The organism is Kineosporia sp. R_H_3, assembly GCF_002198675.1.
Lineage (GTDB): Bacteria > Actinomycetota > Actinomycetes > Actinomycetales > Kineosporiaceae > R-H-3.
Map to the genome: position 1 here is coordinate 18,033 of NZ_MWLL01000093.1, position 17,072 is coordinate 35,104.

General features: G+C 75.2%; 10 protein-coding genes. 5 read left to right on the forward strand and 5 right to left on the reverse strand.

Annotation, left to right across the window (positions count from 1 at the left end):
* The first annotated feature begins 130 nt into the window (after positions 1-130).
* Positions 131-2,500, forward strand: a complete 2,370-nt coding sequence (locus ECOMGDLI_RS08080) for a bifunctional diguanylate cyclase/phosphodiesterase (protein WP_088315891.1) — start codon at positions 131-133, stop codon at positions 2,498-2,500.
* Here the strand turns inward: ECOMGDLI_RS08080 and ECOMGDLI_RS08085 are convergent.
* The 5 genes from ECOMGDLI_RS08085 to ECOMGDLI_RS08105 all read right to left on the reverse strand — a co-directional run bounded on the left by ECOMGDLI_RS08085 (position 2,479) and on the right by ECOMGDLI_RS08105 (position 13,705).
* Positions 2,479-3,063, reverse strand: coding sequence for a hypothetical protein (locus ECOMGDLI_RS08085; protein ID WP_088315893.1), 585 nt, complete (start codon positions 3,061-3,063; stop codon positions 2,479-2,481). The two genes, ECOMGDLI_RS08080 and ECOMGDLI_RS08085, sit on opposite strands and share 22 nt — an antisense overlap.
* 134 nt (positions 3,064-3,197) lie before the next feature.
* Positions 3,198-8,705: a carboxyl transferase domain-containing protein gene (locus tag ECOMGDLI_RS08090; protein WP_088315895.1), complete on the reverse strand. Its 5,508-nt coding sequence runs from the start codon at positions 8,703-8,705 to the stop codon at positions 3,198-3,200.
* 200 nt (positions 8,706-8,905) lie between these two features.
* Positions 8,906-9,214: a hypothetical protein gene (locus ECOMGDLI_RS08095; protein WP_088315897.1), complete on the reverse strand. Its 309-nt coding sequence runs from the start codon at positions 9,212-9,214 to the stop codon at positions 8,906-8,908.
* A 53-nt stretch (positions 9,215-9,267) separates the two neighbouring features.
* Positions 9,268-11,661 (reverse strand): hypothetical protein, encoded by a 2,394-nt coding sequence (locus ECOMGDLI_RS08100; RefSeq protein ID WP_088315899.1) that lies wholly within the window; start codon positions 11,659-11,661, stop codon positions 9,268-9,270.
* Entirely contained in the window at positions 11,639-13,705 is a 2,067-nt protein-coding gene (locus ECOMGDLI_RS08105; RefSeq protein ID WP_088315900.1) for a flagellar biosynthesis protein FlhA, read from the reverse strand. Before ECOMGDLI_RS08105 ends, ECOMGDLI_RS08100 begins: the two co-directional genes overlap by 23 nt.
* 253 nt (positions 13,706-13,958) lie before the next feature.
* Here ECOMGDLI_RS08105 and ECOMGDLI_RS08110 point away from each other — a divergent pair, with 253 nt between their 5' ends.
* The 4 genes from ECOMGDLI_RS08110 to ECOMGDLI_RS08125 form a co-directional block, all read left to right on the forward strand.
* Positions 13,959-14,537 (forward strand): hypothetical protein, encoded by a 579-nt coding sequence (locus ECOMGDLI_RS08110; RefSeq protein WP_088315902.1) that lies wholly within the window; start codon positions 13,959-13,961, stop codon positions 14,535-14,537.
* A 32-nt stretch (positions 14,538-14,569) separates the two neighbouring features.
* Positions 14,570-15,175: a hypothetical protein gene (locus ECOMGDLI_RS08115; RefSeq protein ID WP_088315904.1), complete on the forward strand. Its 606-nt coding sequence runs from the start codon at positions 14,570-14,572 to the stop codon at positions 15,173-15,175.
* On the forward strand, positions 15,172-16,770 hold the full coding sequence (locus ECOMGDLI_RS08120; protein ID WP_088315906.1) for a S26 family signal peptidase: 1,599 nt from the start codon (positions 15,172-15,174) through the stop codon (positions 16,768-16,770). The genes ECOMGDLI_RS08115 and ECOMGDLI_RS08120 overlap by 4 nt, the downstream gene beginning before the upstream one ends.
* Positions 16,771-16,891: 121 nt before the next feature.
* The coding region (locus ECOMGDLI_RS08125) for a hypothetical protein (protein WP_143447575.1) at positions 16,892-17,072 on the forward strand (181 nt) is incomplete at its 3' end.

A 17,072-nucleotide genomic window follows, 5' to 3' on the forward strand; every position in this document is an offset into this window, starting at 1 on the left:
CCGACCCGCACCCCCGGGGCCGGCCCGGGCGCACCCGGTCTCGCGAGCCCCCGGCGCTCGTGAGGTGACCGTGAGGCGGGCGCCCGGACGGCGGATCAAGGCAGGTCCGCCGCGACCCGACGAGTAGACGGTGACCCGGCCCCTGCGTGCGAGTCCGGCCCGCGAGGTGCTGAGCCTCGTGCGCCGGGACATGCGCTCGCCCGACAGCGGGGACGAGGGCCGCCAGCTCGAGCTCTGTCGGATCATGTGGTGGTTCCGGCACACCGTGGTGGCCGTGGCCCTCGTGGCGGCGGTGACGGACCGGTTCCCCGTGGACTGGGGCGGCGGCAGGGCGCCGGGCGGCGACGTCCGGCTCCTCGCCGTCCTTCTCGTCGGCCAGGCAGCGACCCACACCTGGTCCGTCCGGCGGCCCGGCGCGGCCTGGCTCGCCGCCCTCGTCGACGGCGCCGTGCTGCTCACGCTCACGGCGCTCGGGCTGCCGCCGCTCGTCGTCCTGCTCTGCGCCGTCGCCGTCCTCGGCTGGGCGGCGACGTTCCGGCCGGCGTCCGCGGTCGTCGCGTACCTCGAGGTGCTCGCGGCCGTCGCCCTCGCCTGGGCGCGGTCCCACCACGTGCTCGGCGCCGGGCCGGTCGTCGTCGCGTTCTGCATCCTCGGCGGCATCTTCATGATGCGCACCGTGCGGCTCAACATCGGGGCCCGCCGGGCGGCGGAGCGCGACCGGCTCGTGCAGCAGGGCGTCGACATCGCCCTCTGGGAGCAGATCCCCGGCCGCAGCGCGTTCGTCATGAGCGCCGCCGTCGAACGGGTGCTCGGCCATCCGGCGGCGCGCTTCGCGGAGCACCGGTTCTGGGAGAGCCTGGTCCACCCGGACGACCTCGGGGAGTTCCTCGCCCTCGACCGGGGCCGTCCGGCGGTCGGCCGGGTGCGGCACGCGGACGGCACCTGGCGCTGGATCGAGAGCCGCGCCACGACGGTCCACGACCGGAACGGCCGGCGGGTGTTCTCCGCGGGGGTGCTCGTCGACCGCACCCAGGAGGTCGAGGCCCAGCGCGAGGCCGCCGAGATGGCCCGCCTGCTCCACGACCAGGCGCGGCACGACGAGCTCACCGGCCTCGCGAACCGGCGGTACCTCTTCGAGTGCCTCGAGGAGCGGCTCGGCGCCGGAGCCGGGACGGGCGGTCACGCGCAGCCGTGCGCGCTCTTCCTCCTCGATCTCGACGACTTCAAGGAGATCAACGACTCGCTCGGCCACGCGACCGGTGACCAGGTGCTCGCGGGCATCGGCCGGCGGCTCGCGGACGCCGTCCCCGACGGGCTCGTCGCCCGGCTCGGCGGTGACGAGTTCGCCGTCGTGTCGTGCGGTCTGACCCCGGAGCAGGCCGAGGCCCGCGGCCGGCTGCTCGCCGACGTCGTCCACGAGCCGCTCGAGGTCGACGGCCTGCGGCTGCGGGTCCGCGCGAGCGTCGGCATCTCGCTGCACCCGCGCGACGCGGACGACGCCGCCGAGCTCATGCGCCGCGCCGACGTCGCGATGTACCAGGCGAAGGAGCACGGCTCCGCCCCGCAGCGCTACGACGCCGCGACCGACCTCTTCGGCCGCGAACGCGTGCAGCTCACGGCCGGTCTCTACCAGGCGGTGCCGAACGACGAGCTGCTCCTGCACCACCAGCCGCTCGTCGACGTCGCGACCGGCCGCGTCGTCGCGCTCGAGGCGCTGAGCCGCTGGGAGCACCCCGAGCTCGGCCTCGTGGCCCCGGCCCGGTTGATCGAGCTCGCGGAGATCTCCGGGGAGATCCAGCGGATCACCCGGTGGGCGATCCGGCGCGCGCTCGAGGACCTGCGCGTCCTCGGCGACGGGTGGGCCGGGGTCGAGATGTCGGTGAACCTCTCGGTGCGCAACGTCTACGAGCCCGACCTCGCGGCCTGGCTCGCCGACACCCTCGCCGACCTCGGCGTCCCCGGGGAGCGCCTCGTCCTCGAGATCACCGAGGGCGCCGTCATGGTCGACTACACGGCGGCGGTCACGTTCGTCGAGACGATGCGCGACCTCGGCGTCCGGACGTGGATCGACGACTTCGGCACCGGCCACTCCTCGCTGGCCCGGCTGCGCCGGCTGCCCGTGGACGGCGTGAAGATCGACCGTGCGTTCGTGTCGGCCGCGCTGCAGTCGGACGCCGACCGCAACCTGCTCGCGGGCCTGCTCGGCATGGTCCAGTCGCTGGGCCTGTCGACCGTCGGCGAGGGTGTGGAGACCCAGGAGTCCCTCGACCTGCTCAGCTCGCTCGGCTGCGACGTCGCGCAGGGCTGGCTGTACGGCCGCCCGGTGCCGCTCGAGCGGCTGCCCGCGACCTCGGCGGAGCTCGACGGCCCGCGGCCGGCGGTGCTGCCGGGCGGCCGGTCGGCGGCCGGCTCCGCCGGTCCGTCCGCGGTCGCGTCGCTGCCGGTCGTGCGGCCGCGGCGCGGCGGTGCCGGGCAGGGTCAGGTGCCTGCCGCGACCTGATCGTCGGCCGTGCCGGGGCCGCTGCGCGGACCGAGCAGGAGGATCGTCCGGAACGGCCCGCCGCGCCCGCCCGGGCCGCCGGGCCAGGCACGGCGGTCGAGGAGGACGGCGTCCCCGGGGTGCAGCTCGACGACGGCACCCGGGTCGGCGGGCCGGCCCGCCACGAGCCGGCGCCCGGCGGGCGTCGCGACGAGCGTCGCGTGCTCGGCCGCGGTGACGTCGGTGAGCCAGTGCACCGGCGGGTGCCGCCAGGGGTGCGCGGGGTCCGGCGCCGGGCGCACGAGCAGCCGGGGCACCCGCAGCTGGAGGCGCCGGCAGAGCAGGGCCCAGCGCAGGCCGGACCCGTTGCCGCGCAGCAGGTCGGCGAGCGCGGGGTCGGCGGCCGTCTCGTACACCAGCTGCAGCCGACGGCCGGGCTCGGCGAGCCCGCGGGCCGGCCGGCGGGTCTGCAGTCGGTCGAGGACCGCCGTCCACGCCCGCACCTGCGGCGCCGCCAGCGCACCGGGGCGCACGGTGAACCCCTGGCGCTCGACGGCCTCGAGCTCGTGCTGCGCTGCAGGCATGGCATGCTCCCCGGCGGGCGGCCGGGGCGGCCGCCCTGTGCCCGGACAGACGCACGGGACGCCGCGGGCGATGCGCCCGCGGCGTCCCGGTGCCGGTTGCCCGTGGGAGGTCCGCGGGGTCGCCGCGGACCCGGTCAGCGACCCTTCGCCAGTCCGGCCTCGACGGCCGCGATGAGCCGCGGCCGCAGCTCGGCCGCCGGGATGACCGCGTCGACGGAGCCGACCTTGACCGCGCGCTCGATCGAGTGCACCGCGTCGAACTCGCCGGCGACCTCGGTGAGCTTCTCCGAGCGCACCGCGGCCCGTAGCTCCGCGAGCTCGGCCCGCAGCCGGGCCCGCTCGATCTCCTCGGCGGAGGCGAGCTGGGCCTCGACGGCGCGCACCCGCGGGTCGGCCGCGGTCCGGTTGTCGACCTCGCCGGTGAAGACGACGCCGGCCGCCGGGGCGCCGCCGATGACCGAGGCGAACGAACCCTCGACCGCGAGCACGGTCATGTTGTCGTGCAACGTCTTCGAGAACACGACGAACGCACCGCCGTGGTAGCGGGAGACGACGCAGAACACGATCGGACCGTCGAAGTTGACCACCGCGCGGCCGATCTCGGCGCCGTACTCGAGCTGGAGCATCCGCATCGACTCCGGCGACCCGTCGAAGCCCGACAGGTTCGCGAGGACGACGAGGGGGCGGCTGCCGCTCGCGGCGTTCACCGCGCGTGCGGTCTTCTTCGACGAGCGCGGGAAGAGCGTGCCCGCCGTCCAGGTGTCCGGGCCGTCGCTCGGCGGGAAGCCGCGCCGCGGGATCGGCCGGGACTCGATGCCGAGCAGGCTCACCGGGTGCCCGCCGAGGTGCGCGTCGAAGACGACCGACGTCTCGGCGTCCGCCATGCCGGCCCAGCGCTCGAGCGTCGGGTGGTCGGTGTCGGCGACCGAGCGCATGAGAGCGCGGATGTCGAACGGCTTCTTGCGCTCCGGGTTCTTCTCGGGCGAGAAGATGTCCCCGACGACCTTGAAGTCGCTGTCCGCCACGTCGTGCGGGTAGTCGAGGATGCTCCGGTCGCGCGGGTCGGTCGTCGCCGCCGGCCGCGGGAACGCCTCTCCCGGGGCGACGTACGCGTGGTCGTAGTGCTGGAAGAGGACGCCGACGGCGCTCGCCAGGTCGGGCGCCCAGTACTGCGCCTGCCCGTTCGGGCCCATGACCCGGTCGTAGCCGCCGATGCCGAAGTTGTCCTCGGCGGAGACGCCGCCGGAGTAGTCGAGGCTCGTCTTGCCGGTGAGCACCATGGCGCTGTCGGGCGTCATGACGAGGATGCCCTTGGTGTGCATGAGCATCGTCGCCTCGGCGTTCCAGTACGGCTGGGCGCCGACGTTGATGCCGGTGACGACGACGTTGATCTCCCCGCCGTCCTGCGTGAACTCGATGATCCGCCGCAGCCCGCGGGCGACCCAGTCCATGTTCTCCGTGCCGGAGTCCATGGAGATCCGGGCGCCGGCCGACAGCGCGAACCACTCGACGGGGGCGGACATCTCCTGCGCGAGGTCGAGCGCGGCGCAGATCCGCGCGCACTCGCCCTCGGCGACCGCGCCGAGCGCCTTCGTCGGGTCGCCCATGAGGACGACGCGCGCCATCCCCTCGGGGTGCCGGGTGCTCGGCGTCCGGACGACGCCCGCGACGATGCCGGCCCGGTTGCGGCCCGGGGGGCGCTCGACGGGCACGAGACGGCCGTTCTCGTCGAGGTCGTGCTCGACGAAGCTGCCGCCCTTGCCGGCGATGAGCGGGACGATCTCGTACGGGTAGACCGTGCCGCGCCGGCGTGAGCGCAGCACCTTCTGCGCGTAGTCGTCGAGCGGCTTGAGCCGGTCCTCGGGCGGGCCGCTGACGCTCGCGACGACCCCGGACCCGGGCTGGTAGAAGAACCGCGCCGAGACGGCCATGACCGCCCCGCCGGGGCCGGTGACCCGGCCCTGGACGACGATCTCGTCGACGCCGGCCCCGGAGGTCAGCGGTGCGACGACCCGCTTCAGGGCGGTGAGCTCCTGGACCGGGGCGTCCATGACCGGCCAGATGTAGAGCCACACGTGGTTCATGTCGAGCCGGGTGCCGCCGGGCAGCGTCGCCCGGGCCCGCCGGATCGCGTCCATGCAGCCGGCGACGGCCCGCTCGGCCTGCGGCAGCGAGGCCACCTTGCCGTCGGCGTCGCGGATGATCGACAGCTCGCGCACCTGCGAGAGCACGATGAGCCGGACGTCGCTCGGGTTGTCCGGTGCGACGGCCTTGTAGAGCAGGACGTCGTCCGCCGACGGGAGCCGGGTGAGGTCGAAGTCGCGCAGCCGCCACAGGTCGAGGCGGCGGCCGACCATCGGGTGGAGGCCGCGGACGAGGGTGTCCTCGAGGACCGGCAGCGTGGCGTCCGGCGAGGGCCGGAACGTGAACCGCTGCACCTGCTTGCCGTCGGCGCCGCCCGCGACGGCGACCGCGACCCGGCGCACCTTGCGGGCGAACCGCAGCCTGCCGAGGCGCTCGCGCAGGGCCTCGACGCTGTCCTCGACCCGGGCCGGCGCCTCCGGCCAGGCGAGGTACAGGTCGACGACGCTCGCGTGCCCGGCGGGGGCGGCCTCGACCTCGTCGTCGAGCAGGCGCGCGACGTCGTCCAGCTCGGACATCGACGCGACCGTCGTCACGAGGTGGCTCGGGCGGCCGTCGAGCGTGTACTCGGCCGTGACGAGCGGGCGCCCGTCGACGACCCGCGTCGTCAGGTCGTGGAGGGTGTACTCCCGGTAGTGCCGCCGGGCGAGGACCTCCAGGAGCGGCTCGGGGGCGGAGATCCCGGTCGCGATCCGCTCCGCGAGGAAGCGGGTCACCGGCTCCGGGCTCGCGACGAGCTCCTCGACGGTGCGCTCGAAGTCCTCGGTGCCCGGGTTGCTCGACAGGTACCCCAGGCGCTCGCGGACCTCCGCGAAGGCCTGCTGCCGGGCCGCCTCGACGACGGGGGCCTCGAACCAGCGGAACCGCACGCTGCGGGCCAGGTCGCCGACGAGCGGGTAGCGCAGCTGGGTCGCCAGCACGAGCCGGTCGAGCACCTCCCGGGCGTGGTCGACCCGCTCCGGGACGGCCTCGTCCGTCGAGCCCACGGGGGTGTCCTCGGTGAGCCAGCGCTCGAGGAGCGCGGCCACGAAGGGCAGGTGCGAGGCGGCCCGCTGCTGGCTGAGGAACGCGCGGAAGACCGCCTCCTCCAGCCGCGGCGAGCGGTCGAGGGAGTCGACGCCGTAGTGCGTGAGGAGCCGGGTGAGCCGGTCCCGGAAGCCCTGCGGGAGGCGCTCCCGGTCGACGTCGAGGGAGTGCAGGTAGACGTGGAAGTACTCGCGCGGGCTGTGCACCTGCTCGTCGCCGGAGTCCTCGGCGCCCGGCCGGTTGCGGGTCAGGTCGCACAGGTCCGCGAAGACCGACAGCACGTCGAGCTCGCCGTCGACGAGCCGGGCGTCGTCCGGGGCGGCCTCCGCGCGGGCGGTGTGGTAGCCGGTGACGCAGGCGCGACCGTCGTCCGAGGTGAGGTCGAAGCCGAGGATGAGGCTGCGCAGGTCGGACAGGCAGGTGAGCGCGCGGTCCGCCGGGGACCGGGTGCCCGCCGGCTCCGGCAGCTCGATGCGCTCGACCCGGCGCTCGGCCGGGGTGGCCTCGCCGTCGCCGGCCGGCTCGAGCCGCAGGAGCGGCTGGCCGGCGCCGACCTGGTCGTTCGCGGAGACGAGCAGCTCGCGCATCCGCCCGGCGAAGGGCGCGACGAGCACCGTCTCCATCTTCATCGACTCGAGGACGACGACCGGTGCGCCCTGCGCGACCTCCTCGCCCGGGGCGACGGGGCAGGACACGACGAGCGCGGGCGCGGGCGAGCGGACGACGCCGCCCTCGTCCTTCGTCACCCGGTGCACGACGCCGTCGATCTCGACGAGGTGGTCGGCGGCGTGGGTGGCGGTGACGACCCGGAACGAGCGGTCCCCGACGACGAGCCGGGCGGCGTACTCGCCCTGGTCCTCGACCTCGGCCTCGGTGCCGAGCCCGTCGACGCTCACCCGGTAGCGGCGCGGGCCGACCTGGGCGACCTCGACCTTGTGCGACGTCCCGCGCAGCTTGAGGTCGAACGCGCGGCCGACCTCGTGCCGGGCCTGCGGGCGGCCGCCGTGCGCGGTGGCGAAGAAGCGCAGCCGCTCCGTGCGCTCGGCGTCGTCGTAGGCGTCGATCGCGGCGGCGACGAGCGCGACCCCCGCGTCGCGATGGTTGACGAGCCCGCCGGTGGTCCGGACCCGGTCGATCCAGCCGGTGTCGGCGCTGCCGTCGACGACCTCGGGGGCGTCGAGGAGGTCGAGGATGAACGACTTGTTCGTCGTCCCGCCCTCGATGACGACCGTGGTGTCGGCCATCGCGCGGCGCAGCCGCGCGAGCGCGGTCTCGCGGTCCGGGCCGTAGGCGATGACCTTGGCGATCATCGAGTCGAAGTCGGCGGGGATCGTGTCGCCCTCGGCGACGCCGGTGTCGACCCGGATGCCGGGGCCGAGCGGCAGCCGGAGCAGGGCGATCCGGCCGGGCGCGGGGGCGAAGTCGCGGTCCGGGTCCTCGGCGTTGAGCCGGGCCTCGACGGCGTGCCCGCTCTCGGCCGGAGCGGTGCCCTCGAGCCGGCCGCCGGCGGCGATGTGCAGCTGGAGCGCGACGAGGTCGGTGCCGGTGACGAGCTCGGTGACCGAGTGCTCGACCTGGAGCCGGGTGTTCACCTCGAGGAAGGCGAAGGACCGCTCGGACGGCTGGTAGAGGAACTCGACGGTGCCCGCGCCGCGGTAGCCGACCTCGAGGGCTAGCCGCTCCGCGGCCTCCTTGACCTGGCGCACCTGCTCGGGGCCGAGGACCGGGGACGCCGACTCCTCGATGACCTTCTGGTTGCGGCGCTGCACCGAGCAGTCCCGGACGCCGAGCGCCCAGGCCGTGCCCTGGCCGTCGGCGATGATCTGCACCTCGACGTGCCGGGCGCCCGTGACGAGCCGCTCGAGGAAGACGACGCCGCTGCCGAAGGCGCGCTGCGCCTCGTCGCGGGTGCGGGCGAAGACGTTCTCCAGCTCGGCGTCGCTCGTGACGACGCGGATGCCGCGGCCGCCGCCGCCCGCGGCCGCCTTGAGCATGAGCGGGTAGCCGATCCGCCGGGCGTTCTCCTTGGCGGCGTCGAGGTCGTCGACCGCGCCGCCGCTCCAGGCCGCCACCGGGACGCCGACCCGCTCGGCGATGAGCTTGGCGCCGATCTTGTCGCCCAGCGCCTCCATCGCGTCCGGGCTCGGGCCGACGAACACGACGCCGATCCGGTCGCAGAGCCGGGCGAACTCCGCGTCCTCGGCGACGAAGCCCCAGCCGACCCACGCGGCGTCCGCGCCGGTCTCGACGAGGGCCCGCTCGAGGACGGCGTGGTTGATGTACGGCCGCTCGGACGCGGGGCCGAGGTTGTACGTGTGGTCCGCCTCGCGGGCGAACATCGCCGCGCGCTCGCCGTCGGTGTGGAGGGCGATCGTCTCGATCGCCGTGCCGTGCCGGGCGTTGAGCTCACGCACGGCGTGGACGAGGCGCATGGCCGCCTCGCCCCGGTTCACGATCGCCACTCGACGAAGCACGTCGCCTCCGCTCCTCGACCGCTGGTGGACAGGTCCAGGCAACCCTAGACGCGACCACGCGCCGGCCGACGAGCAGGCGTGCGCGTGGGGTGAGCGATCCCACCAGGGGGACCCGCGTCACCATCGCACGTACCCGTGAGTAACGCCTTCGGGCGCCCGATCTGCGAGCGATGCGCCCCCGAACGCCTGCCGCGCAGCGGTCAGAGCCCCGGCCGGGTCACCGGCGGCGGCGGGACGTCGGCCGGCAGCGGGGTGCCCTCGAGCACGACCCGCTCGGCCCCCGCGGCCGTGAGCGCCTCCTCGGCGGCGCGCTCGTCGGCCGCCGCCTGGGCCTCGTAGTCGGCGACGATCCGGCGCAGCCCGGCGACGCCCAGGGTGCACACCGCGACGACCGCCGCCCACCGGACGAGCGCCGTCCCGGGGTCGAGGTCGCCGGCGGAGACGAGCGACCACAGCGTGGGACCCGAGACGAGCGCCCCGACGATCACACCCCAGCGGATGTTGTCCATCGACGTCCCTTTCGTGACTTCGGTCCTCGGCGGTCGGTGGTCGGTGGTCGGCGTCAGCGGTCGGCAGGGCGGGCGGGCTGCCGGTCCGTGACCGGGTCGAGCCCGAGCGAGGTGAGCATCCGGGCGCACAGCAGGGCCGACCAGGTGACGCGGTCGACGGGGATGCCGTCGAGCCGGACGACCGGCAGGTCGAGCCGCAGGACGGTGGCCGGGTCGGGCACACCGGCCGCGCCCTCGACGACGAGGGCGTCGACGGTGTCGAGCGCCTCGAGCCACGCCTGCGTCGCGAGCGGCCCGCGGCCGGCCTCGACGACCGCGACGACGGCCCCGGCCCCGACGGCCTGGAGGGTGTCGAGCAGGCCTTCGACGTCGTCGTCGGTGGCGATCGCGACGACGCCCGCGGTGAGCTTCTGCGCCCGGGCGATCGCGGCGCGGCGGGCCTGGCCGGGGCGCTGCGGCACGACGACGACGGGCCGCGGCCGGTCCTCGATCGCGAGGTCGAGCGCGGTCCGGTGCGCCTCGAGCGTGACGAGCGGCGCCGGGCCGACGACCGCGACGATGCGGGTGTCCGGGTCGATCTCCAGGGTCGGGAGCCGGTCGAGCATGCGGAGCACGCCAGAGAACCGGTCCGGGCCCTTGTAGCGGCGGGTCCACGAGGCCGGGACGCCGAGCCGGCGCAGCGCGCGCCGGTCGGCGCTCACCTGCAGGTCGGTCGAGCCGTCGTGGTCCGTCGACTCGGGCTCGTACGGCTCGTCGTCGTCCGCCCCGAGGGCGACGAGCAGGCCGCGGGCGGTCTGCACGCTCGGCGGCGTCGCCGGCACGAGGGGCGGCACCGGGGTGCGCTGCGACGGCGGGGTCACGAGCGCGACCGGCTGGCCGATCCGGCTGACGCCGTCCTGCGGGGCCACGTGCAGCGGGTGCACGGGGGCGAGCGGGGCGGTCCGGGCGTCGTCCGCGGCCTCGGTCGGGATGTCGGCCGGGGTGTCGGCCGGGGTGTCGGCCGGGGTGTCGGCCGGCGTGTCGACTGGAGAGTCCGTCGGCGCGTGGGTCGCGGCGTCGACGGTCCCGGCGGTGTGCTGCGACACCGGCTGGTCCGGGGCGGGGGTCGGCTCCGGGGCCACCTGCACCGGCTCGGCGACGGCCGCCGCGGCGGCCGCGCGGAACGGGCCGAGCGGCTCGAAGGGCTCCGGCGTCGCGTCGACGGCGGGCCCGCCGAGGGCGCCCGGCGGGACCGGCTCGACGGTGACCTGCACCCGGGACGAGCCGGTGCCGGCGGAGCGCTGCAGCGGCATCGCGGCGGCTGCCGCCCGGGCGGCGAGCTTCGGAGCGGGCCTGGCTGCGGCCTGGGCAACGGCCTCGGCAACGGGCTCGGCAACAGGGTCGGGAACGGCCCCGGGAACGGCCTCGGGAACCGGCTCGGGAGCGGGCTGCGCGGCCGGCTGCCGGGCCGGGCCGCTGGGCCGGACGTCGGAACGCAGGGTGTCGAGCAGCGCGGTGAACTCGGGGGTGGACGTCGAGGGCCGCGCGGTCGGAACGGCCGCCGGCTCGTGCGGGACGACGCCCCGCCGGCTCTCGACAGCGGCCCGGATGACCGCCTCGGCCGCGGCCTGCTCCTCGGCGAAGGCGCGTTCTGCGTCGGCCTGCGCCGCGTCGGCCCGGTCTGCGGCGATCCGCTCGTCGACGGCCCGGGCGGCGGCCGCCGCGACGGGCTCGGTCCACGGGACGACGCCGTCGATGCCGTTGGCCGCGCTGAGCGCGGCGATGCCGTGCGCCGGGGTGGGCACACCGGCCCACCAGCCGGACGCGGGGCCGGCGCCGGCCTCGGGCTCGCTCGGCGCCGGGGAGGCCTGGGGCAGGTACCGCTCGAACGCCGAGCGGGCCCGCGCGCCGGCGAGGGCGTTGGGCGGGCCGCTGCGGACGTCGACGCTGCCGTCGGGGTCCTGGCCGGCGGACCGGCCGGACGTGCCGCCCGCGGCGGCGCGCTCGGCGGCGCTCACCCGGTCGGCCAGGCCGAGCAGACCCTCGGCGGCGAGCATCCCCGGATCGGGTGTGCGGTCCTGCGAGAGCGCGGCGACGAGCGCTGCCACCTGCTCGTCGTCCGCCTCGTCGTAGGCCAGCACCGGACGGGCCGGCCGCCGGCCCTCCGGCTGACGCCCCTGCTGGCCGCCCTGTTGAGGGCCCTGCTGACGGCCCTGCTGCTGGCCGGACCGGCGCTCCGCGGGCGTGCCGACGGACCCGGCGGCGGCTGCGCCGTCCGGGTCGTGCACCTCCACCGCGTCCGGGATCTCGACCGCGACCTCGAAGTGCTCCCGGGCGAAGAAGCCCATGAAGCCGCCCTGGCGGACCTTCTCGGCGCGGAGGATGCGCGCGTTCGCGCCGCCCTCGGCCGCTGCCCGCAGGAGCAACGCCTCGAGGTCGTCCCCCTCAAGCAGCAAGTTCGTGGCCACGGCTCACCTGTCCGATGGTCTCGATCGACGGCACCCCCGAGGTCTCAGCAAAGCCGATCACAGGCAGTGTGGGAAGGCTGCCACGCAGTAACCGGCGAAGCGGTAGTCGAAGTGGGCCCGCGACGAGCAGGACCGGGGTGAGCCCGTTGTTCTCCGCCTGGGTCACGAGGGAGGCCAGATCCTGGACGATCCGGCTCGCCGACCGGGGATCCAGGGCCAGGACGACGCCCTGCTCACCCGCCCGCATCGCCTCGGCGCACTCGGTCTCGACGCCCGGGTCGAGGGTGACCGCGTGCAGGGTGCCGTCGGTGAGATAGGGCGAGGTCAGAGCCGGTCCCAGGGCCGCGCGGGCGGACTCGAGGAGCGCGTCCGGGTCCTGGGTGGAGCGGGCCCGCTGGCCGACGCCCTCGAGCACCCGGCCGAGGTCGCGGATCGAGACCTGCTCGTCGAGGAGCCCCTGGAGCACCCGCTGCACGCTGGCGAGGGGCAGCAGGCCGGGGACGAGCTCCTCGACGGTCGTGGGCCGCTCGGTCTTGAGGACGTCGACGAGCTCGCGGACGTCGTCCAGGGAGAGCAGCCGGCTCGCGTGCCGGCGGACCATCTCGGCGAGGTGGGTCGTGACGACGGCGGCCCGCTCGACGAGCGTGGCACCGACGACCTCCGCGGTGGCGCGGTTCTCCAGGGCGACCCACACGGCCGGCAGGCCGAAGACCGGCTCGGTCGTGCGCCGTCCGGGGAGCATGTCCGGCGCGTCGCCGATGGCGAGGATGTGGCCGGGCGGGGCCTCGCCCGTCGCCGCCGTGACGCCGCCGATCCGGATCTCGTAGGTGCCGGGGGCGAGCATCGCGCCGTCCCGGGTGCGCACCGGTGGCAGCACGATGCCGAGGTCGAGGGCGGTCTTGCGGCGCAGCGCCCGGACCCGGTCGAGCAGGTCGCCTCCGCGGGCCGGGTCGACGAGGTCGATGAGGTCGGGGGCGAGCAGCAGCTCGAGCGGGTCGACCCGCAGCGACTCGGTGATCGGGTCCGGCGCGGGGTTGTCGCCGGGGCCCGGGGCCGCGGGCAGCGCGATCTGGCCGGGGATCGTGCCCGGGGTCCCGCCGAGGTCGTCCGGCGGCGGCGTCCGGAAGGCCGCCACGAGCAGCCCGCCGCCCGCGATGAGGAACGGGATCTTCGGCATCCCCGGCACGAAGCACAGGCCGACGAGCGCCAGGCCGCCGATCCGCAGCGCCTCGCGGTGCCGGGAGAGCTGCCGGACGAGGTCGTTGCCGACGTCGCCCTCACCCGTCGAGCGGGTGACGATGACGCCCGTCGCGACGGACATGAGCAGCGCAGGGATCTGCGAGACGAGCCCGTCGCCGACGGTGAGGAGGCTGTAGGTCTGGATCGACTCGCCCGGGGCCATGCCCTTCTGGAGCATGCCGATCGCGAAGCCGCCGACGAGGTTGACGAGGGTGATGATGACGGCGGCGATCGCATCGCCCTTGACGAACTTCGTGCCACCGTCCATGGCGCCGTAGAAGTCGGCCTCCGCGGAGACCTCCTTGCGGCGCCGGCGGGCCTCGTCCTCGTCGATGAGGCCGGAGTTGAGGTCGGCGTCGATCGCCATCTGCTTGCCGGGCATCGCGTCGAGGGTGAACCGGGCGCCGACCTCCGCGACCCGGGCCGCACCGTTGGTGACGACGGTCAGCTGGATGATGACGAGGATCGCGAAGACGACGAGACCGATGACGAGCGAGCCGCCGATGACGATGTGGCCGAACGCCTCGATCACCTTTCCGGCGTAGCCGTCGCGCAGCACCAGCCGGGTCGAGGAGACGTTGAGCGCCAGGCGCAGGATCGTGCCGACGAGGACGATCGTCGGGAAGACCGCGAAGTCCAGCGGCTTGCGCACCTGCATCGCCACGAGGAGGACCACGAGGCTCATCGCGATGTTCGCCGCGATGAGCAGGTCGAGCAGCGCTGCCGGTAGCGGGACGACCATCATGATGACGACGAGCACCACGATGATGGGTACGGCGAGCCGGGCGACGCGGCTGGACGGCATGCGGTGGACCTCTCCCTGGGGCGCGCGATAGCGAGGATCCGTGCGCGCTGGTGCAGCCGTCCGTGGCTGTCCTGCTCATCGACCGGATCGCCGCGGACCTTGAGGCGCCCGTCCGGGTGAGGGGATCACCCGGACGGGCGTTCCTGCCCGGTGATCCCTTGCGCCTGCTGAACTCCCGGCCGTGCCTGCCGATAGGAGCAGTGTCGGACCGTTGCGCCAGGAGGGTGCGCGGGCGGGAGAGCAGGGGAGCACGATGAGCGGATCGTCGCGCCGGCGCACCGGAGCGGTCGCTGTCGCAGCGGCGGTCGTCGCGGGTCTGCTCGGCTCCGGGGCGTTCGTCTGGCAGGGCACCAACGCCGCGTTCACGTCGACGACGAACAACGGGGCCAACAACTGGACCGCCGGTGCCGTGACGATCAGCGACGACGACTCCGGGACGGCGCTGTTCAACGCGACCGGGCTCGTGCCCGGCTCGACCGGCAGCAAGTGCATCAAGGTCAGCTACACGGGGAACGTCGCCGCGACCGTGAAGCTCTACGTCGCGTCGTCCTCGGGCACGCTCGCCCCGTACGTCGACCTCGTCGTCGAAGAGGGCAGCGGCGGCACGTTCTCGAGCTGCACGGGCTTCTCCGGCTCGACGATCTACTCGGGAACGCTGGCGAACATGGCCTCGACGAAGTCGGCCTTCGGCAGCGGCGTCGGCAGCTTCGCACCGACGACGAACACCGACACCAAGGTCTACAAGTTCACGTACACGCTCAACGCCTCGACGCCGGACAACATGCAGAGCGCCACCTGCGCCGCGACCTTCCAGTGGGAGTCGCAGGCCTGACCCGGGCCGGCGACGACGGAAGGGAGCGGCGGATGGCCACCCCGGCGGGCCGCACGCGCCGGTCCCGGGCGCAGAACGCGAGGATCGTGCTCGCCGGCCTCGTCGTGGGCGTCCTCGGCAGCGGCACGTTCGTGTGGCAGGGGACGAACGCGGCGTTCACGGACTCGACGAGCAACGGCGCGAGCTCGTGGTCCTCGGGCACCGTCGCGCTCTCGGACGACGACGCGTCGACCGCGCTGTTCACAGCCGGTCCCGTCGTCCCCGGGGAGACCGCGTCCCGCTGCATCGCCGTGACGTACGGCGGCTCGGTCGCCGCTGCCGTCCGGTTCTACGCGACGTCCGTGTCGGGTGCGCTCGGGCAGTACCTCGACGTCGTCGTCGAGCAGGGCGCCGGCGCCGGCAACGTCGGCTCCGCGGCGGACTGCACGGGCTTCGCCGGGACGACGATCTGGTCGGGCTCGCTCACCTCGCTCGGGACGACGGTCCACGACTTCGCGACGGGCGTCGGGTCGTTCGCCCCGACCGGGCCCGCGCAGGTGCAGGTCTACCGGATCACGTGGACCGTCGACCCGGCCTCCGGGGACGCCCTCCAGGGCACGGCCGCGACGGCGACCTTCGTCTGGGAGGCGCAGTCGTGAGCGGCGGGACGGGCGCCGCCGGCGCCCCCGCGCTGCGCCGTCCGCGGCGGCGCCGGGGTCCCGGGCTGCTGCTGCAGAGCCTCCAGCTCGCGTCGATCGCCTACCTCGCGTCGGTCGGCGGCCTGCTGTGGTGGTCGCACGCGCCGATGCTCGTCGGCTGGCAGCCCAAGGTCGTGCTCACCGGCTCGATGCTGCCCGTCATCCGCCCCGGGGACGTCGCGCTCGTCGGCCCGGGCGACGCCCACGGCGAGGCCCTGCCCCCGGGCCGGATCGTGCTCGTCACCGATCCGGGCCGGGAGAGCGGCACCTACCTGCACCGCGTCGTCCGGTACGAGAAGAACGGCTTCCTCGTGACCAAGGGCGACGCCAACCCGACCGAGGACCACCCCGCTGTCGACCCGGACCGGGTGCGCGGCCAGGTCCGCCTGCTCGTTCCGGTGATCGGCCGCCCCGTGGTGTGGCTGCACGACCACCGGTACCTCACGCTCGGCGGGTCGCTCGGGCTGACCTGGCTCGCGATGGCGTTCGCGCTCGCGCTGCGCGGAAGGTCGGACGACGAGCCCGACGGTGCGGCGGACGCGGCGGACGCGCGTGATGCCGCGGCCGGCGGGCAGGCGGACGGCGGGACGCCGGGCGCGGACCGGCGGCCGGCACGACGGCGGCGCGGAGCAGGGTCGGAGCGGGCCGTGCCGACCGGCACCGCGGCGGTGGCGCCCGCGGCGGCAGCGGTCGGTGTCGACGGTGCGGTCGTTCCGCCTGCTGTCGCACGTGCTGTCGCACCTGCCGTCGCACCTGCTGTCCCACCTGTCGTCGCACCTGCTGTCCCACCAGTCGACCCACCTGTCACCGCGCCCTTGGCGGCACCGCTCCGCACGCCGGCAGAAGGGCCCGTCGAGGCGCAGGCGCAGCCGCCTGCCGAGCCGCAGGTGCAGCCGGTCGTCGAGCCGCAGGCGCAGCCGGTCGTCGGGCCTCAGGTGCAGCCGGTCGTCGAGCCGCAGGGCCTGCCGCCGGTCGAGCCGGTCGACCCGGCGCCCGCCGGACCGCCGCGGCTCCCGATCGCCGCGGCGCCGGCGACGGTGCTGCCCGGCGTCCCGTCGCCGTTCGTCCCGGTCCCCGCCCGCCCGGTCGACGAGCCCGAGGCGTCCGTGCCGGAGCCCTCGGTCGACGCCGCCCCGGACGCCCCCGCACCCACGGAGGCGCCGCCGGCGCTCCCCACCCGCCGGCCCGGGCGCCACGCCCGTCCGGAGCCCGAGCAGCCGACGGCGAGGTCCGTCGTCATGCCGGACGTCAGCGGCTCCGAGGCCGTGCTCCCGACGCTCGACCCGACCCTGGACCTGCTTCGCGACCTCGTGCTACCGGACGACATCGACGACGACCCGCCGTTCACGCCGACGGGGTCCGTCGCCGAGGCCGTGCAGTCCGGCGAAGCAGTGCAGCCCGCCGAGCCTGCCGAGCCTGCAGGGACGCCGCTCTCCCCGGAGGCCGAGCGCCTCGTCCTCGACCTCGACGCCTTCGAGGCCGCCTTCGGCTCGGCCTTCGGTGCCGACGACGACGAGGACATCAGCGGCTTCGACGGTCGGGGCTTCGACCGCTGAGATGCGGCACATCGGGAGTCCGACGACTGTTGGTGAGTGATGGTGGCTCACGCAAAGTTGTTCTGCTGGAACGGGTCTCGCAAGGTCAAGACTGTCGGACCCCGTCCCTAGTGTTCTTGTTGTGAGCAGCGACGAGCAGACGTGGGGCGAGGTGCCCGGCAACGAGCCGGACGCTTCGTTGGCGTCTGGTCATGTCGTGTCCGACGGGTCGTTGCCGGTGCACGATCTGCGGGCCGGGGTGGAGGCGATGCGGGTCGCGACGGCGGTGGTGCTGGAGGCGTCGCGGTGCGCGTGGTCGCTGT